The 25,504-nt window shown below is 41.3% G+C and carries 22 protein-coding genes, 1 tRNA gene and 2 riboswitches; of the genes, 12 read left to right on the top strand and 11 right to left on the bottom strand.

Going from position 1 to position 25,504, the window contains the following annotated elements; translation table 11 throughout:
• The first annotated feature begins 15 nt into the window (after positions 1–15).
• Entirely contained in the window at positions 16–1,287 is a 1,272-nt protein-coding gene (locus GKD17_RS10880) for a DEAD/DEAH box helicase (RefSeq protein ID WP_007835643.1), read from the top strand.
• Positions 1,288–1,695: 408 nt separating this feature from the next.
• On the opposite strand, the gene GKD17_RS10875 is transcribed toward GKD17_RS10880, so the two are convergent.
• Genes GKD17_RS10875 through GKD17_RS10865 form a run of 3 tightly spaced genes read right to left on the bottom strand, consistent with a single transcriptional unit; the run spans position 1,696 to position 4,120 of the window.
• Entirely contained in the window at positions 1,696–1,989 is a 294-nt protein-coding gene (locus tag GKD17_RS10875) for a hypothetical protein (protein ID WP_164496732.1), read from the bottom strand.
• Positions 1,990–1,997: 8 nt separating this feature from the next.
• Positions 1,998–2,786: a DUF4738 domain-containing protein gene (locus tag GKD17_RS10870; RefSeq protein WP_007848920.1), complete on the bottom strand. Its 789-nt coding sequence runs from the start codon at positions 2,784–2,786 to the stop codon at positions 1,998–2,000.
• Positions 2,787–2,806: 20 nt separating this feature from the next.
• Entirely contained in the window at positions 2,807–4,120 is a 1,314-nt protein-coding gene (locus GKD17_RS10865) for a UDP-glucose dehydrogenase family protein (protein WP_007835657.1), read from the bottom strand.
• Positions 4,121–4,238: 118 nt separating this feature from the next.
• Between GKD17_RS10865 and GKD17_RS10860 the strand changes: the two genes are divergently transcribed.
• From GKD17_RS10860 to GKD17_RS10830, 7 genes are read left to right on the top strand one after another with little or no spacing between them, the layout of a single operon-like run.
• Positions 4,239–5,369, top strand: coding sequence for an HU domain-containing protein (locus tag GKD17_RS10860; RefSeq protein WP_007835663.1), 1,131 nt, complete (start codon positions 4,239–4,241; stop codon positions 5,367–5,369).
• 15 nt (positions 5,370–5,384) lie between these two features.
• Positions 5,385–5,909, top strand: coding sequence for an FHA domain-containing protein (locus GKD17_RS10855; protein ID WP_007835665.1), 525 nt, complete (start codon positions 5,385–5,387; stop codon positions 5,907–5,909).
• 4 nt (positions 5,910–5,913) lie between these two features.
• The gene (cobU, locus tag GKD17_RS10850; RefSeq protein ID WP_007835671.1) at positions 5,914–6,423 is read left to right on the top strand and encodes a bifunctional adenosylcobinamide kinase/adenosylcobinamide-phosphate guanylyltransferase; all 510 of its coding nucleotides are present in this window, start codon (positions 5,914–5,916) and stop codon (positions 6,421–6,423) included.
• Positions 6,424–6,431: 8 nt separating this feature from the next.
• Positions 6,432–7,469, top strand: a complete 1,038-nt coding sequence (gene cobT, locus GKD17_RS10845) for a nicotinate-nucleotide--dimethylbenzimidazole phosphoribosyltransferase (protein WP_007835676.1) — start codon at positions 6,432–6,434, stop codon at positions 7,467–7,469.
• Positions 7,470–7,471: 2 nt separating this feature from the next.
• On the top strand, positions 7,472–8,221 hold the full coding sequence (locus tag GKD17_RS10840; RefSeq protein ID WP_007835678.1) for an adenosylcobinamide-GDP ribazoletransferase: 750 nt from the start codon (positions 7,472–7,474) through the stop codon (positions 8,219–8,221).
• Entirely contained in the window at positions 8,215–8,745 is a 531-nt protein-coding gene (gene cobC, locus GKD17_RS10835) for an alpha-ribazole phosphatase (RefSeq protein WP_007835680.1), read from the top strand. Before GKD17_RS10840 ends, cobC begins: the two co-directional genes overlap by 7 nt.
• A gap of 51 nt (positions 8,746–8,796) precedes the next feature.
• Positions 8,797–9,138, top strand: coding sequence for a DUF1622 domain-containing protein (locus tag GKD17_RS10830; protein ID WP_007835682.1), 342 nt, complete (start codon positions 8,797–8,799; stop codon positions 9,136–9,138).
• A gap of 5 nt (positions 9,139–9,143) precedes the next feature.
• On the opposite strand, the gene GKD17_RS10825 is transcribed toward GKD17_RS10830, so the two are convergent.
• From GKD17_RS10825 to GKD17_RS10800, 6 genes are all read right to left on the bottom strand, one after another.
• Positions 9,144–9,216: transfer RNA gene (locus GKD17_RS10825), tRNA-Gly, on the bottom strand.
• 35 nt (positions 9,217–9,251) lie between these two features.
• A complete protein-coding gene (cbiB, locus tag GKD17_RS10820) occupies positions 9,252–10,184 on the bottom strand; it encodes an adenosylcobinamide-phosphate synthase CbiB (protein WP_007835684.1) in 933 nt (310 codons plus the stop codon).
• Entirely contained in the window at positions 10,166–11,176 is a 1,011-nt protein-coding gene (locus tag GKD17_RS10815) for a threonine-phosphate decarboxylase (protein ID WP_007835685.1), read from the bottom strand. The genes cbiB and GKD17_RS10815 overlap by 19 nt, the downstream gene beginning before the upstream one ends.
• The gene (locus tag GKD17_RS10810) at positions 11,169–12,659 is read right to left on the bottom strand and encodes a cobyric acid synthase (protein WP_007835686.1); all 1,491 of its coding nucleotides are present in this window, start codon (positions 12,657–12,659) and stop codon (positions 11,169–11,171) included. Before GKD17_RS10810 ends, GKD17_RS10815 begins: the two co-directional genes overlap by 8 nt.
• Positions 12,659–13,234: a cob(I)yrinic acid a,c-diamide adenosyltransferase gene (locus GKD17_RS10805; RefSeq protein ID WP_007835687.1), complete on the bottom strand. Its 576-nt coding sequence runs from the start codon at positions 13,232–13,234 to the stop codon at positions 12,659–12,661. The genes GKD17_RS10810 and GKD17_RS10805 overlap by 1 nt, the downstream gene beginning before the upstream one ends.
• The gene (locus GKD17_RS10800; RefSeq protein WP_007835688.1) at positions 13,231–14,559 is read right to left on the bottom strand and encodes a cobyrinate a,c-diamide synthase; all 1,329 of its coding nucleotides are present in this window, start codon (positions 14,557–14,559) and stop codon (positions 13,231–13,233) included. The genes GKD17_RS10805 and GKD17_RS10800 overlap by 4 nt, the downstream gene beginning before the upstream one ends.
• Positions 14,560–14,847: 288 nt before the next feature.
• On the opposite strand from GKD17_RS10800, the gene GKD17_RS10795 reads away from it, so the two are divergent.
• The 4 genes from GKD17_RS10795 to GKD17_RS10780 all read left to right on the top strand — a co-directional run bounded on the left by GKD17_RS10795 (position 14,848) and on the right by GKD17_RS10780 (position 22,788).
• Positions 14,848–16,536 (top strand): putative transporter, encoded by a 1,689-nt coding sequence (locus GKD17_RS10795; protein ID WP_007835690.1) that lies wholly within the window; start codon positions 14,848–14,850, stop codon positions 16,534–16,536.
• 151 nt (positions 16,537–16,687) lie between these two features.
• Positions 16,688–16,894: riboswitch (cobalamin riboswitch) on the top strand.
• 53 nt (positions 16,895–16,947) lie between these two features.
• The gene (locus tag GKD17_RS10790; RefSeq protein ID WP_007835692.1) at positions 16,948–19,125 is read left to right on the top strand and encodes a TonB-dependent receptor; all 2,178 of its coding nucleotides are present in this window, start codon (positions 16,948–16,950) and stop codon (positions 19,123–19,125) included.
• A 41-nt stretch (positions 19,126–19,166) separates the two neighbouring features.
• A riboswitch (cobalamin riboswitch) is annotated at positions 19,167–19,365 on the top strand.
• A 132-nt stretch (positions 19,366–19,497) separates the two neighbouring features.
• On the top strand, positions 19,498–21,558 hold the full coding sequence (locus tag GKD17_RS10785) for a TonB-dependent receptor plug domain-containing protein (protein ID WP_007835693.1): 2,061 nt from the start codon (positions 19,498–19,500) through the stop codon (positions 21,556–21,558).
• A gap of 33 nt (positions 21,559–21,591) precedes the next feature.
• Positions 21,592–22,788, top strand: coding sequence for a sirohydrochlorin cobaltochelatase (locus GKD17_RS10780; protein WP_007835694.1), 1,197 nt, complete (start codon positions 21,592–21,594; stop codon positions 22,786–22,788).
• A gap of 49 nt (positions 22,789–22,837) precedes the next feature.
• On the opposite strand, the gene nrdG is transcribed toward GKD17_RS10780, so the two are convergent.
• Positions 22,838–23,305, bottom strand: a complete 468-nt coding sequence (nrdG, locus tag GKD17_RS10775; protein ID WP_005846488.1) for an anaerobic ribonucleoside-triphosphate reductase activating protein — start codon at positions 23,303–23,305, stop codon at positions 22,838–22,840.
• On the bottom strand, positions 23,289–25,382 hold the full coding sequence (gene nrdD / locus GKD17_RS10770) for an anaerobic ribonucleoside-triphosphate reductase (protein WP_005846490.1): 2,094 nt from the start codon (positions 25,380–25,382) through the stop codon (positions 23,289–23,291). Before nrdD ends, nrdG begins: the two co-directional genes overlap by 17 nt.
• Between the last annotated feature and the right edge of the window lie 122 nt (positions 25,383–25,504).

Genomic DNA, 25,504 nt, shown 5'->3' with positions numbered 1-25,504 from the left:
GAAGTAACTATATATATGAAATTTTCAGAACTAAATTTAGAAGAAGGGGTGCTTCAGGCATTAGATGCCATGAGATTTGAAGAATGCACTCCTGTACAAGAACATACCATACCGGTCATTCTTGAAGGAAAAGATTTGATCGGAGTGGCACAGACCGGAACCGGCAAGACTGCCGCATACCTTTTGCCCGTTCTTAATCAATTAAGCAAAGGCGGATATCCGGAAGATGCCATCAATTGTGTGATCATGTCACCCACACGCGAATTAGCGCAACAGATAGACCAGCAAATGGAAGGTTTCTCTTATTTTCTACCGGCATCCAGCGTAGCTGTTTACGGAGGAAACGATGGTGTGCGCTTCGAGCAAGAAAAGAAAGGTTTAACTTTGGGGGCCGATGTAGTCATTGCTACTCCGGGACGTCTGATAAGTCATCTCAGCCTAGGTTACGTAGACTTGTCTAAAGTTTCTTTCTTTATTCTTGATGAAGCGGACCGTATGCTGGATATGGGATTCTCGGATGACATTATGCAAATAGTGAAATATCTGCCGAAAGAACGTCAGACCATCATGTTCTCGGCCACTATGCCGGCTAAAATACAACAATTGGCAAAAACGATCTTAAACAATCCGGTAGAAATAAAATTAGCGGTCTCAAAACCTGCGGAAAAGATTATCCAAACGGCTTATATCTGTTATGAACGCCAGAAATTGGGAATTATTCAATCCCTGTTCCAGGATCAAACACCTGAACGGGTCATTATCTTTGCCTCTTCCAAATTGAAAGTAAAGGAGGTGACACAAGCATTCAAGCGGATGAAACTGAACGTAGGTGAAATGCATTCAGACTTGGAGCAGTCCCAGCGGGAACAGATTATGCGTGAATTCAAAAGTGGCAGAATCAATATCCTGATTGCTACCGATATTGTTTCGCGAGGAATAGACATTGACGATATTCGTTTGGTAATCAACTACGATGTACCACATGACAGCGAGGATTATGTACACCGCATCGGCCGTACAGCTCGTGCCAACCATGATGGTTGCGCCATTACTTTTGTCAGTGAGAAAGAGCAGACCCAATTCAAAGCTATTGAAAATTTCTTGGGTAGGAATATCTATAAAATCCCGGTTCCCGAGGAATTGGGAGAAGCGCCCGAATACAACCCGCGAAGTGGCGCCGGTCGTAGCAATCACAAAGGTGGCAGTTCCAGAAAACAAGGCAATTATAAGGGGAAAAAGAACGGTACGCCCAGTGCCAATAATAGAAGAAACACCCCAAAAGAATAGACGGAAGAGATGATATCTAAAAATCATTGGAGGAAGACGGACTTGTTTTCCTCCAATTTTATTTTATGAAGAAAGTCACTTCATGGCTCTCTGCAAAATAGATGCGGGGCAATCACAAACATCCATTATATGTATTGCTTGTAGGATATATAATCTTTCACCTGTAACATTACTAACCTTACAACCCACACATTAGTAACGTATGAGGTGACACGTTACTAACCTTCCGGTATGCACGTTACTAACCTTTCAAACGTCTTGTTCCTTTCAGAAAAGAACAAGGTCTTTAAAAAAAAGAACAAGACGTTTTCATTGAAAGAACAAGAGCTTTTTAAAATTTGACCTGTTGTTTCTTCCATAACGGCATCTACATGCCGAAACACCTTATTTTTCCTTCAGATCTTTCAGCTATTCCGCAAACGCCCTGCCCATCGGCATTCCGACTGAAGGATATGCATTGTGAAATGTTTCAGCCGAAAAATATCCTTCAGGAAAACCGATTCCCCAAGAATCGGAAGAACCACCAATCCGCCTGAAGGATTCCAATCTCCAGCTGAAGAATTCCCGAGCCCAATCCTTCAGCCGGAATACCGACAGGCAGGGCATTTGCGAGCAGACTGAAGCTTTTGAAGGATTTTTCGGGGTATTCTCTATAGAGCATGATAGCGACCAAATAGTAATCGCTAAACGAAAAAATGACATAGCCACGACTACCTTACCAACTCGAATGCAAGTCCTCCATCCTTGCCAGCAGTGATATTGACCATATAACAAGATGCGCCGTCAGGTACGCATACCGTGGCCTGATAATGATACCCTTTAGAATCGACGCCCATAAAATCCATATCCGACAATATAGCCCATTGCAAGAAATCATCCGGAACCACCCCCTTGAACATCTGCTTGGTGATATCTTTGGCATAAAGACTCTTCCTGCCTTCATACACGCAAATGTGTATGATATTGTCATAATATACATTATCCACCCCAAGTCCTTCCTCCGAAACTCCCGGACGCATTACTTTAATCTTTGACGGGTTAATGTACACATATCCGCGATAACGGACATTATCGTATGTCACCACCGAATCTTTCTTAATAACTTCGTTATAAACAGGGATTTCCCGAGTATGGATAAATGCCAGAGAATCATTCTCTGTATCAGACTTATGCAGACGTATCACATCTCCCACAGCCGAATGAAACCAAAAAATATGCTCCTCCTGCTTCTCAATCTTATAACCATTAGTCCGTGCACCATACGTAATCAACGAATCGCCTATAATTTTAAAAGCAACGGGAGCTGTAGCGGCATCTGCATAAAACAGGGTGTCGCCTTTCACCCTCAGTAATGCCGTTTCCGTATTATCGTCCAACCATATACCTTCCAACAAAGATTTTGCCTCCTTGTTCTCTTCCAGGGCGGATGCTTTTTGTTGCGGAGTTCCACAAGAAGACAGCGCAACAGCCAACATTATTATCGAAAAACGTTTGTACATGGTTATTCTCTCTATTTTATTTATCGACCGATGCAATGATAAACAAACCCCATTTCCTGTAGTTCGTCACCATCATAAATATTTCGTCCGTCAAGCACTACAGGCTGTTTCATCGCCTTCTTGATTACTCCCCAGGTAGGAAGACGGAACTCTTTCCACTCGGTTACCAGAATCAACGCATCCGCATCAAGAGCCGCATCATACATATCGTGCGCATAATAAACCGACTCTCCTATCCGGCGGCGGGACTCATCCATAGCAGCAGGATCGTATGCGCGGACATTGCAACCCGACTGTTTCAATTTCTCAATAAGTACCAAAGCCGGAGCCTCACGCATATCGTCCGTACCGGGCTTGAATGCAAGTCCCCACAAAGCCACTGTTTTGCCTTTCAAATCTCCATTGAATACCTTTACCAGTTTCTCGAACAAAATGCCTTTCTGATTCTCGTTCACATCTTCCACCGCTTTCAACACCTGCATGGAATAACCATTCTGCTCGGCAGTCTTAATCAACGCCTTCACATCTTTCGGGAAACAAGAGCCACCATAACCGCATCCCGGATACAAGAACTTACGCCCGATACGACTGTCGGAACCTATTCCGTCACGTACCATATTTACATCAGCTCCCACCAGTTCGCACAAGTTGGCAATATCGTTCATAAAGCTGATACGGGTGGCCAACATGGAGTTTGCCGCATATTTAGTCATCTCGGCAGAAGGAATATCCATGAAAATAACGCGGAAGTTAACCAGCATGAAAGGTTTATAGAGCTTGGTCATCAGTTTTTTAGCCCTTTCCGACTCTACGCCCACTACTACACGGTCCGGACTCATAAAGTCGTCGATAGCATTACCTTCTTTCAAAAATTCCGGATTAGAAGCCACATCGAAATCTATCGACTCCCCTCTTTTCTCCAATTCCTCTCGGATGACCGCTTTTACTTTTCGTGCCGTACCCACAGGCACCGTACTCTTGGTCACGACCAAGGTATATTTCTTCATATTAGCACCAATCGTCTTGGCAACTTCAAGCACATAACGCAAATCGGCACTTCCGTCTTCATCAGGAGGAGTGCCCACTGCACTGAACACAATATCCACATTGTCCAGACAACTCTCTAAAGAAGTGGTGAAATGAAGACGTCCAGCCTTTACATTACGCAAGACCATATCTTCCAATCCCGGTTCATAAATAGGAATAATACCCTGTTGCAGATTAGCAATCTTATCCGCATTTACATCTACACAAGTTACGTCTACGCCAGTTTCGGCAAAACATGTTCCGGTAACAAGTCCTACATACCCGGTCCCTACAATCGCTATATTCATTTTATTTAATTCGTTAGTCTAACTTTTTCGCTGCAAAATTACAATAAATTATGAGTGAGTTGTTATTTTCTTCCATAAAAGTTGCGCTGAAACGGAATAAAAATGCTAATTTTGCGATATGATTGAATTGGCTAGACATATAGAAATTCTGTTACTGGAAAATGACTGTGTGATTATTCCAGACTTTGGCGGTTTTATAGCGCACTATCAACCGGCACGGTATATCAAGGAGGAAAATCTTTATCTTCCCCCTGTACGTACTATTGGTTTCAATCCCCAATTGACTATAAACGATGGTTTATTAGCTCAATCGTATATGCAAGCTCATCACACCGATTTTCCTGATGCCACACGCATGATAGAAGAAGAAGTAGCCGGATTGAAAGAACAACTATACCAAAACGGATGTGCAGAAATGCATGGTATAGGGGTCTTACATTATAATATTCATAGCACATACGAGTTTCATCCCAATGAGGACGGTGCATTATCACCTACCTTATACGGACTTAGTTCGTTTTCTATCACCAGATTAGAATATCTTACTTCAACAACGTCTGCAACAACCAGAGAATTACTTCCCCAACAAGAAAAAAGAAAGAGAACAGTACGTTTCAAACGTCAGTGGATAGGAAATGCAGTAGCTGTGGCAATAGCTGTAGTCTTATTTTTCTTCTTGTCTGTTCCGGTAGAGAACACATATGTGGACAAAGGTAATTATGCTTCTTTAGGTACGGATGGTCTGTTTGACGCCATTCGTTCCCAATCTTTGGCAACGACCTTGATAACCGTTCCTTCCAGACCGCAGCAACCCAAGAAGACGAATATCAAAAATAATCAAAACACGTTGAAACCTGTAACTGTAAAAGTAGAAAAGGTAGGAAAAGCACAAGAAGCAGTACCCAAGAATGCTGTTGCAGCAAATTTGAACAGTACAGAACAGCCAGTTGCCAAGCCTGTCGCTGTAAGTAAACCTGCCCTTGAGAAGAAAGAAACAGCAACACCTTCGAGCAGTAAAAAAAATAATTATTATATCATCGTATCCAGTTTACCGACAGCCAATGACGCGCAGCAAGTACTTAATGAGTACAAGCAAAAAGGATATAAGGATGTAACAATCATAGAAGGTAACGGACGTTATCGCCTGTCTTTGTGCAACTTTGCAGATAAAGCCGCTGCTTATAAGAAATTAAATGAACTGAAACAAAATGATGCATTCAAGAATGCATGGATATTGAGTTCTAAATAAACAAGATTATTTTTTATGAAAAGAGTTTTGTGTCCCAAATGTGACAACTATATAACTTTTGATGAAACCAAATATACAGAAGGCCAGTCGTTGGTCTTTGTATGTGACCATTGTAAAAAACAATTCAGCATCCGTATCGGAAAGTCCAAACTGAAAGCAACCCGTAAAGAAGAAATATTGGACGAACAAGCCAATAAAGAGGATTTTGGAAGTATCGTAGTAGTAGAAAATGTATTCGGATACAAACAAGTATTACCCCTGATGGAAGGTGACAACCTGATAGGACGCAGAAGCAAAGGCACTGAAGTGGATATTCCCATCGAAACATCAGATCCGAGCATGGACAGACGGCATTGTATCATTAATGTGAAACGCAACAAACAAGGGGAAATCATTTATACCCTGCGTGATAATGACAGCATTACAGGAACATTTCTGATGAACGAGATTTTGGGGAACAAGGACCGGATACGAATCGAGGAAGGCGCTATCATCACATTAGGTGCGACTACGCTGATTCTGCGTGCCACCGAGAAGTAGAACAATGAAACGTATTATCTTAATCACAGGAGGCCAACGTTCGGGAAAAAGTTCATACGCGGAGAAATTGGCATTAAGCTTATCACCCACTCCCGTTTATATAGCTACTTCCCGTATTTGGGATGAAGAATTCCGCCAACGCGTTATCAAACATCAAGAAAGACGCGGATCGGAATGGACGAATATAGAAGAAGAAAAAGAACTAAGCCGCCATCAAGTAAAGGATAATGTAGTATTGATTGATTGTGTCACCTTATGGTGTACCAACTTTTTCTTTGATTTGGATGCGGATGTAGAGGCTGCATTACAGGCAGTCAAACAGGAGTTTGATAATTTTATCCGGCAAGATGCCACTTTTATTTTCGTAACCAATGAAATAGGTTCCGGAGCAGTATCCGAAAACGCCATTCAACGCCGCTTTACAGATTTACAGGGCTGGATGAATCAATATATAGCTTCAAAAGCAGACCAAGTATATTTGATGGTATCGGGAATTCCTGTTCCTATAAAATAATAAATACAATGAAAAACTTTCATATTGAGTATCCCGATGAAAGCTTTCGGGAGGCATTGATAGACAAAATCAACAATTTGACAAAGCCCAAAGGTTCATTGGGTGTTCTGGAAGATCTTGCATTGCAAATCGGATTAATCCAACAAACCCTCTCCCCTACATTAAGCCATCCGCACAACGTACTTTTTGCAGCCGATCATGGTATAGTAGAAGAAGGGGTAAGCAAGTCTCCCAAAGAAATCACTTGGCAACAACTAAGTAATTTTTTGCATGGAGGTGCCGGAGTTAATTTTTTATGCCGCCAACATGGTTTTAAGCTTGTATTAGTAGACTCAGGGGTCGATTACGATCTTCCTTACGAGAAAGGCATTATCAACTGTAGCGTAGGACGTGGCACGCACAGTTTTCTAAAAGGCCCCGCTATGAGTATGGAAGAAATGGAATTATGCCTGGAACGTGGAGCAAAGATAACGGATATGATTCATGCAGACGGTTGCAATGTGGTCAGCTTTGGCGAAATGGGTATTGGTAATACCTCCCCTTCTTCTATCTGGATGCATTTGCTGACAGGAATCTCATTAGAGCAATGTGTGGGTGCAGGAAGCGGACTGGATTCAGAAGGCATCCGTCATAAATATAATGTATTGAAACAATCGGTTAACCATTATACCGGTAACGGTTCCGTAAAAGATATCATCGCTTGGTTCGGAGGATATGAAATGGTTATGGCAATAGGCGGCATGCTCCGGGCAGCAGAATTAAGAATGATTATTCTAGTGGACGGCTTCATCATGACCAATTGCATTCTAGCCGCCTCAAAACTTCATCCGGAAGTTCTCTCGTATGCCATATTCGGACATCAGGGAGATGAAATCGGTCATAAACTAGTATTGGATGCCATGAAAGTGCGCCCTTTATTAAATTTAGGTCTCCGCTTGGGAGAAGGAACAGGAGCGATATGCGCTTATCCTATCGTCGTTTCCTCTGTAAACATGATGAATGAGATGGACAATTTCGCCCATGCCGCCATCACTAAATATTTTTAACCATGAAACTGCTTGCCTCCCTCATTTTTTTCACACGCCTTCCGTTTTGGAAAATAGCTAATGTACCACCTGTTTACTTTAAACGAGTAGTGGATTACTGGCCCTTTGTAGGATGGCTGACAGGAGGTATCATGGCAGGCACTCTATGGATCACTGCAGAATTTCTACCTGTACAGATAGCTGTGCTCATGGCGCTGGCCGCCCGGTTACTAGCAACGGGTGCTTTACACGAAGATGGATTGGCAGACTTCTGCGACGGCTTCGGGGGCGGTACATCACGTGACAAGATTCTGTCTATCATGAAGGATTCACATATCGGCACATACGGAGTGCTCGGATTATTATTCTATTATGGATTGATGTGGAATATACTCACCACACTTTCTGTACCCTTGGCATGTGCGGCCATACTAAGCGGAGATGCCTGGAGCAAGTTTTGTGCCGCACAAATCATCAACACGCTTCCATACGCCCGTAAAGAAGAAGAATCGAAAGCGAAGGTCATATATGACCGTATGAGTCCAGGTATTTTATTATCCGCTTTTATGGCCGGAACCCTGCCTATGCTTTTATTACTGGATAAAGGATACTGGTGGGCAGCCATCGCTCCTGCTATGATGTTCATCCTTTTAATGTCACTCATGCGCAGACGCCTGCAAGGATATACCGGTGATTGTTGCGGAGCGACTTTCCTATTATGTGAGTTTTCTTTTTATCTAACTATAAACTTAATCTATACAAACCTATGGTAATATACTTAATGCGTCATACTGCTGTTGATGTTCCGCAAGGTGTTTGTTACGGACAGACGGATGTACCCTTAAAGCCGACTTTTGAAACGGAGGCAACTCAAACGGCAGCCAATTTACAAGGTCTATCTTTTGATAAAGTTTATACCAGTCCGTTAACCCGTTGTGTACGCCTGGCTACCTTTTGCGGCTACCCGGATGCAGAACGGGACGACCGCTTGAAAGAACTAAACTTCGGAGATTGGGAAATGCATCGGTTCGATGAAATTGCCGACGCTAACTTGGAAAGATGGTATGCAGATTATCTGCATGTAAAAGCGACCAATGGAGAATCTTTTGAAGATCAATACCGGCGTGTTGCCGGTTTTCTAGACGAGCTTCGCCAAAAACCGTATGAACAAGTCGCGATCTTTGCTCATGGCGGCATTTTACTGAACGCACAAATTTATGCAGGTATCATTAAACCCGAAGAGGCATTTAGCGCACTCACTCCTTATGGAGGAATTGTCAAGATAAAATTATCGTGATGCAAGAACATATCGCTTATTTATTTGTTCTATTTATAAAGACAAATAAATATGCTTACTCATTTCCTAGATTTATTAGCTGTTGTTATAAGTGTGACAAGCCTTTTGATTGTCACATACGGAGCGTTGATAGGTATTATTTCTTTTTTGAAGAATGAAATACGACGCTTTACCGGAGGGTATTCCATTACCAATATACGAAAACTAAGAGCCACATTCGGAACTTATCTGCTTCTTGGCTTAGAATTCCTAATAGCTTCGGATATTTTGAAAACAGTATTGGAACCAACCTTGAATGAATTAGCCCTATTGGGAGGTATTGTTGTTTTAAGAACCATCCTGTCCGTGTTCCTCAATAAAGAGATAAAAGAATTGGAAAGTGAAGAAAAATAAAAAAGAGCGGCAAACGGGACTCGAACCCGCGACCCTCAGCTTGGGAAGCTGATGCTCTACCAACTGAGCTACTGCCGCATCTCTAAAACAGGAACAAAAGTAATATATATTTTTCAGCTGACCAAATATAAGCAAACAATATTTACTATAATCATCAAAATTTCTGCTCTTCTGTTTATATCGACAGCTTTATGCATATCCTGTGTATGGATAAGCCGATCCTTATCTCCAATAAAAGGTTTATAGACTATCTCTCCAAAATAAACATGAGGACCTCCAAAACGGCAATTCAAGATACCTGCTAAAGCAGACTCCGGATAACCTGAATTAGGACTTGCATGCCGGTTACCATATTTACCTACAAATCTCAGCAAACCGGGACGCCCCACAGACAAAACCATTAAAAGTGCGGTTAAACGAGCCGGAATATAGTTCGCCATATCATCAATATGTGCAGCGGCACAACCAAATTGCAAATAACGTTCGTTCTTATAGCCTACCATAGAATCAAGCGTATTAACCATTTTATAGGCAAGCATACCGGGAACTCCCAAAAGCAAATACCAAAACAGCGGAGCAATAACTCCGTCACTCAAATTTTCGGCCAACGTTTCCAAAGCAGCTATACGCACTTCCTGATCGGTCAGTTCTGAGGTATCACGCCCTACAATACGGGAAACCTGCTTTCTCCCCTCCTCTAAAGAACGGTCCGCAGCTAGAAAAACCTGTTTTACTTCTCTAATAAGTGTAGTCCCTGCTAAACAATAGAAAACAAGCACAGCGGAGAGGGCGATCCCCAACCAGCGATTCAACAAAAACAGATAATGCAATGCCAAAGCAGATCCTACATATACTAGCAAAATAAGCATAATAGCCGCCCCCCCTCCTTTCAACATCCGATGTGCCCCACAGTTCCATCGTTTCTCACAAAAAGAGATCAGCTTCCCGAATCCTACCACCGGATGCGGCAATCCTACCGGATCCCCAAGCAATTTATCTAATATCCATCCTACCAACAACGGAAGAATTAATACATATATGTCCATTTCTTTATACTTTCTACCAGTTTGTCATTTTCTTCCGGAGTTTGTGTAGCAATACGGAAGAAGTGTTCATTCAGCCCTTCAAAATTGGATGCGTCACGAATAAGGATACCCTGCTCTGTTGCCAGATATTCTTTCAAAGCCGCTGCCTTTCCCATACGCAATTGAACTAACATATAGTGAGTATCTGATGGCCAGATCTCCATTCCTCCTATTGAAAGTAAAGATTGAGCTAATCTCTCTTTTTCCTTCAACAACAAAGAGATATCTATATCATATTGAGAAGAAGACAATAAATAATGCCCGGCCTCTATAGCCAACTGATTAACAGACCAAGGCATCCGCTGTGTCCGAATTTCATGTAGCAGTTCTTTACATGCAGTGATATATCCTAAACGCAAGCCGGGCACGGCAAAACGTTTTGTCATGGAATGCAACAGGATAACATTCGGAAATTCCGCAGCCTCCCTGGCTGTAAGCAAAGCCTTCTGTGTAAAGAATTCATACGACTGATCCATGACAAAAATACGCTGCGGATTTTGTTTTATACAGGCTGTCAAGACTTCCTTCTCCCTGACCTCTCCAGTGGGATTATTAGGATTACATAACCATATCAACCTCCCCCTATCCGGCAAACGGTTCAAGTTATATATAGGAACCACTTTATGACCATGCAGACGACAAGCATCCGCATATTCGCTGAAAGTCGGCATCAAGATAGCCGAAATCTGATTCCTGAATGTCTGAGCTATTAAATAAATGGCTTCCGTAGCCCCATTGGTCACACAAACCTCTTCAGACGAAAGATGAAACCGTTTCGCCAAAACCTTTTCCAATGAATAAGGTTCCGGCTCGGGGTACGTACGGATACTTTCCATCTGCTGAAACAAATGTTGATGTAATCCGCTATGGTCTACATGATTATATACGTTTGAACTGAAATTTATCTTTATTGCTTTATACTTATAAGCATCATCACCATGTCCTTCAATCATTCCCACTCATTATTTGGTACAACAAAGGCAGATTGAGATGACTGCGTACATGCTCTGCCAATTTATCATATTGTTCTTCTTTATAAGTCCGGTAATCCAACACCGTATGACACTCCAGTTTTTCTGCGTATGGTTCCAGTAAATAATCTATAAATGCCTGATTATCCAATATTCCATGAATATAACTTCCCATACATTTTTGGTTTACAAAACAACCGTCCTCTCCACCGTCTTCCAGTTTATTCAAAGGAACTACAGACACCCCCGGAACCGGGCGGGTTTCTCCCATGTGTATTTCATATCCTTGGCAAGTTTCCGCATTCTCAAGAAAATGAAAATTCACCTGCCGTGTCACCTTCTCCCCTTGCATCGTAGTAATGACGGGAAGCAGTCCCAGTCCCGGCAATTGGCGGATCTCTCCCTCCACTCCTTCCGGATCGTGAATCTCAAGTCCCATCAATTGATATCCCCCACAAATTCCCATTACAGTAACCCCTTCCCTATGCGCACGCAGGACAGCTTGCGCCACCCCGTTCCGTCTCAACTCATACAAGTCATCCAAAGTGCTTTTGCTGCCAGGAAGCAGAATAATATCAGCTTTGGCCAGATCTTCCGTATTATTAGTATAATAAAGGTGCACTCGTTCATCCCGTTCCAATCTGTTGAAATCTGTAAAGTTTGAGAGATGACGCAACAGAACAACTGCTATGTTTATTTTGCCTTCCACTGCTTGCATCCGTTTATAGTCCAAGACTACGGAATCCTCTTCCTCAATATGTATATTTCTATAATAAGGTATTACTCCCAAGACAGGAATACCACATAAATCTTCCATCATCTTCACACCAGGCTCAAACAAACGGATATCCCCTCTGAATTTATTAATGATTATTCCTTTTATACGTTTCTTGTCCTCAGTAGTTTGTAACATGACCGAACCATAGACACTGGCAAATACTCCTCCCCGGTCAATATCAGCTACCAAAATCACATCCGCATCCGCATAACAGGCCATCGGCATATTCACCAAATCAGTATCCCGCAGATTTATTTCGGAAATGCTCCCTGCTCCCTCCATTACAATAGGGTTATAACGTGCGGCAAGACGGTCAAAGGCTGCGTTTACCTCTTGCCTCAGTTCTTCACGCCCCTCCTTGCGAAAATACTCAAAAGCGTTACGATTACCGATGGGACGACCGTTTAACACCACTTGCGAAGTATGATCGGAGCTGGGTTTCAATAACAGAGGATTCATGTCCGTGTGACAAGGAACTCCGGCAGCTTCAGCCTGTACAGCCTGTGCACGGCCTATTTCCAATCCTTCCGGAGTGGCATACGAATTCAATGCCATATTTTGTGCCTTGAAAGGTGCCGGTTGATAACCATCCTGTTTAAAAATGCGGCATAATGCGGCGGCAATAACACTTTTACCAACGTCACTACCTGTTCCCGCCAACATAATGGGGTGTAATTTCTTTTTCATCACTCTTTCTTTTTTCTTTTATAGGCAAAGGACTGCCACTTTTCTTCCGTCCAGTTCTGCTGTTGCATCTCATAACGGGCCATAACAAAAAATAAATCGGACAGCCGGTTGATAAACCGAAGTATGATTTCCGGTAACGGATCGTGTTTATGCAAAGTCCATAATCTCCGTTCTGCCCGACGTGCCACAGTCCTTGCAAATTGCAACTGTGCCGATACAGGTGTTCCTCCGGGAAGAATAAAATAACCATTATCCTCCATTTGTTCCATCAACTTGTCCATTGCCTCCTCACAAAAAGAGCATAAATTATCAGGCAAAATATTGGGATTCCCATCACGAAGGGCCGATGGTGTGGCCACATGGCTCATCACTACCATTATATTTTTCTGAATCGTAAAAAGCAAGGATTGCCATTCGTGCTCCTGCGGTAAAAGTGAACGTATTATTCCTATAACAGCATTCAATTCATCGATACATCCATTAGCCTCGATACGGATATCATCCTTAGGTATCCGTTCTCCACCATGAATCCCTGTCATGCCCTTATCCCCGGTACGTGTATAAATGCGCCTCATACTTCCCATAATTTTAATATATCCGTTTCTCCCCAATATAAATGGGTATACCCGGCTATCACATTTTTATATCTATAAAGCGGGGTACTCACTTCCATTCCTCTTGCCGTAAATTGTTTTGCTACAGAAGGCATAGCATCAGGAGCAACGACATTGGAATAATGAAATTCGTGCCCGCGAAGCTCCATCCCTTTATATTCTATACGGCGATATCCTAGATGAAGTCTGGCACCCACCATGGTACAATCCAAAGGCAAAATACCCGTCATGGCATATGCAGTCCCTCCTTGGCGGACTGTCAGGGAACGGGTGAGAAACATCATACCTCCACACTCGGCCAAAATCTTCCCCCCCTCCTCTGCATAGGTTCTTAATGCTTCCATTAACTTTTTGCGCCGATGCAGTTGACGGGCAAACAATTCCGGATATCCTCCGGGTAAATAAACCAAATCAGCATCCGGCAAATCACTACCATATACAGGACTGAAATAAGTAATGCTTCCTAGCGCAGACAAGCGGTCTATGTTTTCTCTATAGATAAAGTTGAAAGCCGGATCCCGCGCTATGGCTATCTTCATCTTTTTAGCAGAAGGAGCAAAACTTTCCACCCCTATCTCAGAACTATAAGGCAATGTATACCGACACGGGAAATTACGATGACAAATACTCAGCAGCTTATCCAAATCCACATATTTCTCAACCAATTCCGCAGCCTGTTCTATTAAGGTGTTCATGGAACGTTTGGCTGTCAATGTCAAACCCAAATGCCGGGATGGAATTTTCAACCCTTCTGTCATAGGCAGATATCCCAAACACTCTACTCCTGCATCAACACAAGCCTCACGTAAATAAGCGAAATGAGAAGGAGATGATACTTGATTGAAAACAATACCTGCAATCTTCACAGCCGGATTAAAATGCTTGAAACCATAAATTAACGGAGCCACAGAATAAGCTGTAGAACGCGCACTTACTATAAGCACTACAGGGATATTCAACAATCTGGCTATTTCAGCACTACTTCCCTGCATTCTTTGATAACCGTCGAACAATCCCATCACTCCTTCGGTTACACATACATCGGCTCCATCTCCATATTTATTATACAGATGTTGTACATGGGTATTTGATGCCATCCAAATATCCAAATTCACCGACTCATGGTCAGCAGCCAGCGTATGAAATTGTGTATCAATATAATCAGGACCACATTTAAAAGGCTGTACTCGCAGGCCTCGTTTGTGCAATGCCCGCAGCAACCCCATCGTAAAAGTCGTTTTTCCGCTTCCCGATGTAGCGGCCCCTATGAGTAATTGTGGCTTCATTCTTTAGTATTTCTTTTAAAAACGGATACAAAGATAGTGCAAATTGCAAATTATCGAAATTAGAATAACAGATTAATTCATAATTCCGACATATCAAGTAAATATCCTTAGAAAGCAATTAAAGTTTTATGGTTTATCAATTAAATAAGCTACCTTTGCAGTCATTTTGCCGGGATGACAGCTATAAAACGAAGCATCCTATCCCATAAAACCTACTCTAATATTTTGAAAGACAACTTTTTGAATTATAAAATTGATACTATAAATAATTAAACTAGATAATGAATTATGGAACTTTTTAGAAATCTCTTTGAAGGGTACCCTAATTTATGGGGCGGCGGAGTAGCACATTCCGTACTTATTCTTTCACTGGTCATTGCTTTCGGTATCATGTTAGGAAAAATAAAAGTGGCAGGTATCTCATTGGGAGTAACCTGGATACTTTTTGTAGGAATTGTATTCGGTCATTTCAATCTGAACCTGGACGAACATCTGTTGCATTTCTTAAAAGAGTTCGGTCTGATATTATTTGTCTACTCAGTCGGACTACAAGTGGGTCCCGGTTTCTTCTCAGCATTCAAAAAAGGAGGATTCACACTAAACCTGCTTGCCATGATGGTTGTATTTTTAGGTGTGACCATCACCATTATACTCCATTTCATAACAGGTGTCCCCATTACCACAATGGTAGGAATTCTTTCGGGTGCTGTAACAAATACCCCGGGACTAGGTGCCGCACAGCAAGCAAACAGTGATCTGAATGGTATAGACGCTCCCGAAATAGCACTGGGATATGCCGTAGCCTATCCACTGGGTGTAGTAGGATGTATTCTCTCCCTGCTGGCATTGAAATATATCCTGCGCATCAACACAAAAACCGAAGAAGCCGATGCGGAACGGGGATTGGGACATCTACAAGAACTGACCGTACGCCCTATCTCACTAGAAATACGCAATGAAGCCGTAGAAGGTAAAACAATAAAAGAAATCAAGCCATTGGTGAATCGTGATTTTGTGATTTCACGCATACGGCATTGTGACGGAGACAAACAAACAGAACTAGTGAACTCCACTACAGTATTTCACATGCACGATGAAATCCTTGTTATCGCCAATCCGATAGATGTAGAAGCTATCACTGTATTTTTTGGAAAACAAGTGAATGTGGAATGGGATTTCCAGAACAAACAACTTATTTCCAGAAAAATTCTGATCACCAAGCCTGAATTGAATGGCAAGACATTGGCTCAACTAAAAATCAGGAATAACTTCGGAGCAAGCATTACCCGTGTAAACCGTTCGGGTGTAGACCTTGTGGCCACTCCCAACCTGCAATTGCAAATGGGTGACCGGGTAAAGATTGTGGGTAGCGAACTGGCTGTAGCCCATGCCGAAAAGATTCTAGGTAATTCCATGAAACGTTTGAATCATCCCAACCTGATTCCTATTTTCTTAGGCATCGCATTAGGGTGTATTTTAGGAAGCACTCCTTTTTTATTCCCCGGTATCCCTCAACCGGTAAAACTGGGACTGGCAGGAGGCCCCCTTATTGTGTCCATCCTGATAAGCCGTTTCGGACCACATTATAAATTGATAACCTATACCACCATAAGTGCCAATTTGATGGTACGTGAAATCGGTATCTCACTTTTCCTTGCTTGCGTAGGATTAGGAGCCGGTAAAGGATTCATCGAAACAATTATTAACGAAGGCGGATATGTATGGATAGCATACGGCGCCATTATTACGCTGCTGCCTTTACTGATTGTAGGAATAATAGGACGATATGTTTATAAACTGAACTATTACACCTTGATCGGAGTATTGTCCGGAGCCACCACCAATCCGCCCGCATTAGCCTACTCCAATGATTTGACCTCTTGTGACGCTCCGGCAGTAGGTTATGCCACAGTTTATCCGCTCACCATGTTTTTACGTGTGCTTACAGCACAAATATTAATATTGGCGCTTGCCTGAAATCACTATCCGAATTATTGCAAATTCATATTGCCGTAGGAGTGAATCAAATTCACTTCTACGGTTCAAAATCCCCTCCTCTTTTCAATATTCTCTCCGTTTTAAGCAGTCATTTTTTCACTAATCTTAAAACATATATAAAATAATTGTCTACCTTTGCGCCCGGTTTGGTGATACAGATATTTTTTCTCTATCTGTATAAAAGGGAATTCGGTTGTGGAATCCGAAGCAGTGCCCGCTACTGTGAAACCCATTTGATGAAAAGCAACTCTCGCTATGCCACTGTTTCGAAAATGAAGAAATGGGAAGGCGCTTTTCAGGGTGAAGCCAGGAAACCTGCCAAATCAAAACATAGATAATCACGCTCTCCCGGGGTCAGGAAAGCCAATTATTAATTCTTAAATTCTTTCGATGAAAGTAAAATTATTATTGACAGCAATTACTTTAAGCTGTCTGGCTATTGACGTACTGGCACAAGTCAGTATCAGTGGAAAGATTGTGAGTGCCGATACCAACGAACCTGTAGTGGGGGCTAATATTCGTATTGACCAAAGCCTTTCAGGATGCACCACAAATGGTAAAGGCGAGTTTAATATCAACAATCTTCCTGATGGAAAACATGTATTAAGAATCACGCATGTCAGTTACACACCCAAATCTGTCACCACAAAAGGGGGTGAAAAAAATCTTCTTATCAAGCTACAAGACAGTTTTACCAATATAGGCCAGGTAGTAGTAACCGGAACAGGAACACACCACCGCATGACGGATAGTCCCGTGCCTGTTTCCGTTATCACCGCAAAGGATTTAAGTAATGCCAGTGTAACATCGCTGGACGAGGCCTTACAAAAGTTGACCCCATCTTTCTCAAGTATGACCAACGGTATGGGTACAACATTGAGTCTTAATGGATTGCCTGATGATTATTTCATTTTTCTGGAAAATGGCAAACGCCTGTATGGAGATGATACTTACGCCCGAATCAATGTTGCCAAAATCAAACGTATTGAAATATTGAACGGTGCCTCTTCCGCTCTTTACGGAACAAATGCTATCGGAGGAGTAATCAACATTATTACTGATGATGCAAAAAATGCTATCAATGTTTCCAGCGATACCCGTTATGCCAGTAAAGGACGTTTTACCCAGTCCGTAAACGCAGATGTCAATACCGGCAAGTTCGGCTCCTACACCTCTTACCGCCGTCAGCAGGCCGAGGGATGGCAACTGAATCCATACGAAGAGAACTCCAAAACTCATGAACTGGAAGAAACCGGGAAAGTAGCTTCTACAGGATTCTATGCAAATACTGTCAATCAAAAATTCACTTTTGATGCTACCGACAAACTCTCCTTTTATGCCCGCGGCGGATATTATGACAACAAGACACGCCGCCCTTATGAAGCATACGACTACAACATATTGCATGAAACCTTTAATTATGGTATTGGTACCCAATACATGATAAGTAAAGGGAATTATATTACCGCAGACTATTACGCCGATCATTTTTCTTCCTCTTATTGTTTTTTTAAAGACAATAAAACTTATAATGGAAAAGCAGGTGAAGAGCAAGTGCGCAAACGGACCCGCAATCACAATCTTAGCATAAAAGGTATCTTTAAATTAGGTGGCCGGCACAAACTTTCAGTCGGCACAGAATATATCGTTGATGTCTTGAAAAGTCAAACAGACAATATAGCTAAAGAAGATGCTTATACACTGGCCTTGTTTGCACAAGATGAAATAAAGTTACTGAGAAATCTACAGGCTTTGATCGGTGTACGTTACATTTATCATGAAAATTTCAAAAATCATGCCACTCCCAATGTAGCACTGATGTATAAACCCGGCAAATTCAATTTCCGTGCCTCCTATGCAGCAGGTTTCCGAACTCCTACCCTGTCTGAACTCTATGCCACTGACATAGCTAAAAAAAATGACAGGTTAACAATAGGCAATTTGGATTTAAAGCCGGAAAAGAATGATTATTTCTCATTGAGTGCAGAGTATGTACATGAGCGTTTTTCTGTATCAGTCAATGCTTTTTATAATAATATTCGTGACATGATAGATTATAATACGATTGCCACGGGAGATAAAGCTATGGAGCAATATGGTCATAAGGAAGTTCGTCAACGTGATAATATAGCGGAGGCTAAAGTATACGGAATCAATGTATCCGCCAATGCATACCTAGGTGCCGGGTTCAATTTAAGCGGAGGATATACTCATCTTAATACCCAAGACGTGGAATTGGAACAACCCATCGACAAAAGTATTAAAAACGCATACAATATCAATGCCCAATGGGCGCATTCATGGAAGATATATCGGTTGAACATAAATTTGAACGGTCGTATCAACAGCAAACGTTTCTCTAAAAGTTATGGCTATGCTCCCGACTATCAATTGTGGGATTTAAACACACGCCATTCTTTCAACTTAAAATCTGTAATCATAGAACCCGGATGTGGCATAGAAAACCTGTTCGATTATACGGATGATCGTCCTTATAACAGCAATTATGCAACTCTTACCCCCGGACGTTCATTCTATATCAGTTTGTCTTTAAAATTTAAAAGCTAAAAAAATCAAAGACTTATCGAAGATAATATAAAATAAACCTATATCTTTGCAACAGAATTAGTAATCGGGCTATCACATAGCCCGATGCAAGGGAATCCGGTGTAAATCCGGGGCTGTACCTGCAGCTGTAAATCCTCATTATGTTGATTGGATAGTCCAAAACCACTGTTTCATTTGAAGAAATGGGAAGGTTTCCAATCAGAGGAAAGCCAGAATACCTGCTAAGTCTGTTGAACAATAAACACCAAGCTTCCAGGATTAGAAGTATGTGTCCATTCGAACAAGCGTTTTCCAACGTCTATTCCTTTGTGGCATTCCTCTTTATCAGAGGGAAACTTGATGTTTTATTTTGCAAATTAAATAAAACACAATATGAGGTATTTACTTCCTGCTATTCTACTATTAGGTACACAAATTGCAAGTGCCCAAAGTATTCTCAAAGATAAAGACGATAAAGAATTGTCCGTATTACTGAATGAAGTGGTCATCACGGGTACAGGTACTGAACATTATCTGAAAGATGCTCCCGTACAGACTGAAGTAATAACCAGCAAAGCTTTGGAACAATATCAGGCACGCAGTATAGACGATTTGCTCAGTGGTCTTAGTCCTTCATTGACCTTTCATGATGGTGATATGGGGAGCCATATCCAACTAAACGGATTGAACAATGACTATATCCTGATCATGATAAATGGAAAAAGAATGAATGGCGATGTAGGAGGGCAAAACGACTTGAATCAATTAAATCCAGCTAATATAGAACGCATAGAGATTGTAAAAGGGGCCGCTTCTTCACTTTATGGCAGTGACGCAATAGCCGGAGTTATCAATATCATAACCAAACGTAACCGTGAAAAAATGGAGCTCACCAATACATCCCGCATAGGTGAATATGGTGATATACGTCAAAGTACCAGTTTCGGCTTTAATTATGGAAAGATAAAATCTGTAACCGGAATCAACTTCCGGCATACCGATGGCTGGCGGAATACAGACCTGCAGTGGGATCAGAATCAATTGAAATCCGGCTCTACTATGTTGACCGTAAACCGTTCTTCAAACTATACCCTGTCCGAGAACATTGAATGGCAAGTCAATCGCAAACTAGACCTCACTGCAGAAGGCACTTATTATGAGCGTTGGGTAATGCGTACACACGGTCCTTGGAAATATCAAGCCAACGATTTTTATTATCGCAACTATACATTTGCAGTAGGAAGTAAATATAAATTAGGAAAACGGAATTATCTGACTGCAGACCTCTCGTATGGCAGATACGGTTACTTCTATGACTATAAGCTAAACGAGCATACTGATTATTTTCTAGACAATGACCGCCATGAACGTATCACCTACTTTGCCGGTCAACGTATCAAACAAAGTATTCAGAAACAAATATTAGGCCAGGTAAAAAGTGTATTTTATCTTGGAGAGGACCATATTTTAAATGCAGGAATCGAATATCAGTACAATCATTTGGAATCACCTCATCACATTGACGGTGACCGCGCTTCCGTTTATACGTTGGCAGCTTATATACAGGAGGAATGGACAGCCAGAGAAAATCTGGTTCTGACTGCCGGGGTACGAGGAACACAACACAAGGAAACAGGATTGAATTTCAGTCCGAAAATATCAGGACTTTATAAACCCGGAGAACATATTAATTTGCGTGCTTCTTATGCTTTAGGCTACAAAGCACCCACTATTAAAGAACTTTATTATAATTATACCGGCGTTATCGGAGGCGGTGCCTTGACTGCATATCATGGCAACACAAATCTAAAAGCACAAACCTCACAATATGCTTCAATCGGTATCGAGTACGTAGGGCAAAAATTCCAAGCCAGTTTAACCGGATACATGAATTATCTTCACAACATGATTGAGTTGGTTGAAATTTCCGTAACTCCCGATGAAAAGTTTCTTGAAGTAGAAAAGAGCAAACAATATAAGAATCTGACAAAGGCACGTATTTATGGTATGGATTTCACCTTCAACTATCGTCCTGCAAAATCTCTCAGCCTTGCCGGCGGATATAGTTATGCTGATCCAAAAGCGCAATATCCTAACAAAGGTATAGATTATATGAAATATCTTCCTATTGATGCTACTTCCAGCCATAATGCAAATTTAAATGTCTTATGGCAACATTCATGGAAACTGTATCGTTTGGGTATCGGCATCTATGGCAGATATCAGTCTACACGCCGTTATATAAATGATAATAATGCCGACGGATTCCAAACTTGGCGTATCAACACAGCCCACTCATTATTAAAAATGAAACGGTGGTCATTAACGATGAATGCCGGGGTAGATAATGTATTTGACTATGTAGACCGTACTCCTTTCGGACGGAATCGTGCCACATCAACTCCCGGAAGAACTTTTTATGTCTCCGCCCTCATTAAATTCAAAAACAATTAATAACCAACAATTTATAAATTAATTTTTATTCGTATGAAACAATTCAAGTATTATCTGATGGCGGCTTTTGTTGCTGCCGCAACTTGCACAGGATTCAGTTCCTGTAGTGACAATGATGATGAAGAAAGTACTGTTAATCCTGCTGTGGATGTAGTAACCAGAACCAAGCAACACGACACAGCCATTTTGCTCTGTACTTTTGGCAGTACCTATAATGAGTCCCTTTCTGTTTATGATGATGTGATTGAGGATTTTAAAGCTAAATTCCCCAATACGGATATTTATATGTCATTTACTTCACGTACATGTATCGGACGTGTAGAAGCATCTACCGGCATAGCACGTTATGAATTGGACCAATGGTTGAAAGCAATAGGCGATGCAGGATACAAACGTGTGGCTGTACAATCATTGCATGTAATTCCAGGCGAAGAATATCTTTCATTAATGAATACTGATGTAAAAAAATACTTTATGATTCAATGGTATCCGCATATTGATGTATTGAAGGGTGCCAACCTTCTTTCCAGTGCAGAAGATACTAAAGATGTAGCAGAGATACTTTACAAACACTATGAGTCTAAATTAGCAGACAAGAACAACATCGTGCTTCTAATGGGACACGGTAATCCGGATGAGAATTACAATGCTAACAAAAAGTACTCTGACATGGAAAAAGCATTGCAGGAACTTGCTGCCAACAACAATATCTTTGTAGGTACTGTGGATTATGGTGACATGCTTTTCTTCCCGAAAGAAATAGAGGAAGAACCGGCTAATAGAATTCCTGTAGAAGGATTTGACAAAACCCAATATCCCGACTGTATGTACTCTAAGGTGATGAGCTATTGCGAAAAGAACGGCCTGAACCCATCAGAAGTAAATGTTTATCTTGCACCTTTCATGTCAATTGCCGGTGACCATGCCCACAACGACCTTTGGGGATTGGAAGCTATGGCCGAAGATGACGATGTAAGTAATGTGGAAATCAATACAAATGAATATAGCTGGCGTGAACGTTTGGAGAAATTAGGATTCAAAGTGGACAGAACATTCGAAAGCCACCCGATAGATCAAGCCGGAGCTGATCATGGTATTAAAGACGGATGTAATATGAAAGCCCTTGGCAGTTATCCTGAGATTCGCCAAATTTGGGTAAACCATTTATATGAAAACTGGAATGACGACAGTGCATGGGAGAATGGTGAAGACTATCAACCGGAAGCATAACCAACTTAATATATTTATCTGAAAAAGGCGGAATTTATTTCCGCCTTTTTCAGATACGCCAAAACCGATAGGTAATATCTTTCATCTCATCCCCGTATATCCGATAGAAATGCTGATTGGTATCAGGAGATTTCAAGCCACCCAATTTTTCAATATACGGTCCCAACTTTATATATTCAAAGTTCTGAACGGAAAGACCTTCCGGCAATTCATTCTTCCCCGAATACCAACCCACCTTTACCAAAGCGATAGACTGTCGGTGAAGAAATCCTGCCAACCTTTCCACTTCAAAGGGTTCGGCATCGCCTCCCATAAAACAGACGCAAGTCACCGCCTTTCCATACTTCTGTAAAAGATGCCCAAGACTTTCTTCCGTTAAAGATTCTCCTACATTTTCCAACAAATGAGGGCTATGACAGCCCTTGCACCTATTGGGACAGTTAGAGAGATTGATCGCCAGAGTGACTTCATCCGGAATTTCTTGAAATACGATGTCATAATCAACGTAACGGAGCATAATATCTTTGTGCAGCCTCCTTCTGCCTTGCCTGAGAAAAATTACTGATCCGCTTCATATACCCGATAACACGTGTCAGATAATCCACATTCCGACTATGACATTCAGGACATTCATGCAAGTATCTCTTATCAATATGCTTACATTCATTGCAAATGGTATTCGGTATATTAAATGTAAAGTAATTACAGCCTTCTATAGCAGCTACCCGAAGTAGTTGTCTGTACTGCTCCTTACTAAGATGTTCTTCCAAATTCATGTGCAAGGCCGAGCCTCCCGTTAAATGCTTTATATAGCGGCGTCCATGCAGACGGAATTTATCGACAACATTCAACGATTTGTCTTCTACAATATAGAAATAACTGTTATAACATTCTCGGAATGTTTGGAAGCCTGCTTCTTTATCCCATTTAGCGTGCTTCACTCCTACATTCTCAGCAGGAATCATTTCGCAATTAAACAAAACATCCTTTGTACGGTACTTCCTATTATATCGTTCAATCATTCCTAAAATCTCCTGAACAAATGCTTCATACTTAGGGTTATCATTGATTTCAATACCCATAAATTGCGCTGCTTCCACCAAACCATTAACACCGATAGTTAGATACTGACGGTTCATATTGATGTAACCAGCATCAAACAAAGGCAGCATACCTTTCGACTGCAACAATTTCAGATTCTCATTATAAGCCAACTGGACTTTGTGTACCAAATCAACCACTTCTTCCAAAAAAAACGGATAAAGTATACCGGATTTCACCGCATGCTGGATGCAACGGTTCAAATTAATAGTCAGCACACTTTTTGAGCCTGTAGAAACCCCACCTGCTCCCAAAGTATAGCTGAAACCATTGTCCTGTATCTCATTGCGAAGACGGCAGCAACTACTTAAAGAATCTGCATTATCACTCATATAAGTAAAGAAAGAATGACCTTCGGAATACATTTCAGCCGTAAAGTCACCATATTCCTTATCTAATACATCACCATCTTTAGTCAAAAGCGCCATTGTTTCTACAGGAAATGTTAAAACAGTACGTGTACGCTCTTTATTAAACCATTTCATGAAACGTTTCTGCAACCAACTTAGTGAATTCCAGTCAGGTTGGCTTCCATCGGGAAAAAAGAAGTTACCAAAAAGACTTTCAAAATAATATTTGTCATAGTAAGCTACATTCCAAAAGACGGCTTGAAAATTACGCGCCCCTGTAGGCTGGTTAATAGAATATACTATTTGCTCGAAACAGTCTGTAATGATTTTGTCTATTGTTCTTTGTTTGGTAGATAAATCAACAATCTTATCGGGATACTTATAATATTCCTGCCCATATTCCAAACCAATGAAATAATTCATATACATCAAAAACTCTGGAGTAGCACAGGCACCACTTAACATACTGGATACAATAAAAACCATATTGACAAATCCACCACAAAAAGATTTCAAGTTAGTAGGAGCCGTAGAGTTCCCTCCCACTGCTATCGTACCATTATTCAACCAAGGATACATAGTAATGCTGGCACAATAATTAGCCAGATTAGTTTCATCATTTTTATAAATAAAATGATGATTCAGAAGTTCCAAATAACGATCGGACAATTCCTTTCCATACATGTCTTTCAAACGGTCAGTCAACAGACGACGGTTGAGACGAATAAAATTTGATTTGGGTAACTCTCCTATCAGCGTAGCAATATTCTTATTCTCCACATTGGCATTCGCATCATATTTACTGCCGGTTGCCGGATTGGAAGCGTCACAATAGTCAAGCAAAAACTTCAGTTTATCTCTCACCTCACGATCCTCCAAATGTTTCTGACGATACAGCATATACGCCTTGGCAACACTGTAATAATGTTCAGCCATCAGGGCCACCTCCACCTGATTCTGGATTTCTTCCACATTCATTCCATCACTGACACTAACGCGACTCAATACAGTAGTAATCACATCCTGGGTAGCAAAACTTCCTACTGACAAAAATGCTTTGGCTATTGCATTTTTAATTTTATCAAGAGAGAAAGTTTCTTTTTTACCATCTCTCTTAATAATAAATACCTCTGAATTAATCATACTTATAAATTAAGGTTATACAAAACACACATTATTCAATATAAGTCTTTCACACACGACAATTCATGGAAACCAGTAATAAAAAGGATCAGTATGATTCGTTCTATCGCCTTTCACCCGAA

The sequence above is a fragment of the Phocaeicola dorei genome, from assembly GCF_013009555.1.
GTDB classification, from domain to species: domain Bacteria; phylum Bacteroidota; class Bacteroidia; order Bacteroidales; family Bacteroidaceae; genus Phocaeicola; species Phocaeicola dorei.
This window is presented reverse-complemented; position numbering and strand designations above follow the sequence as displayed.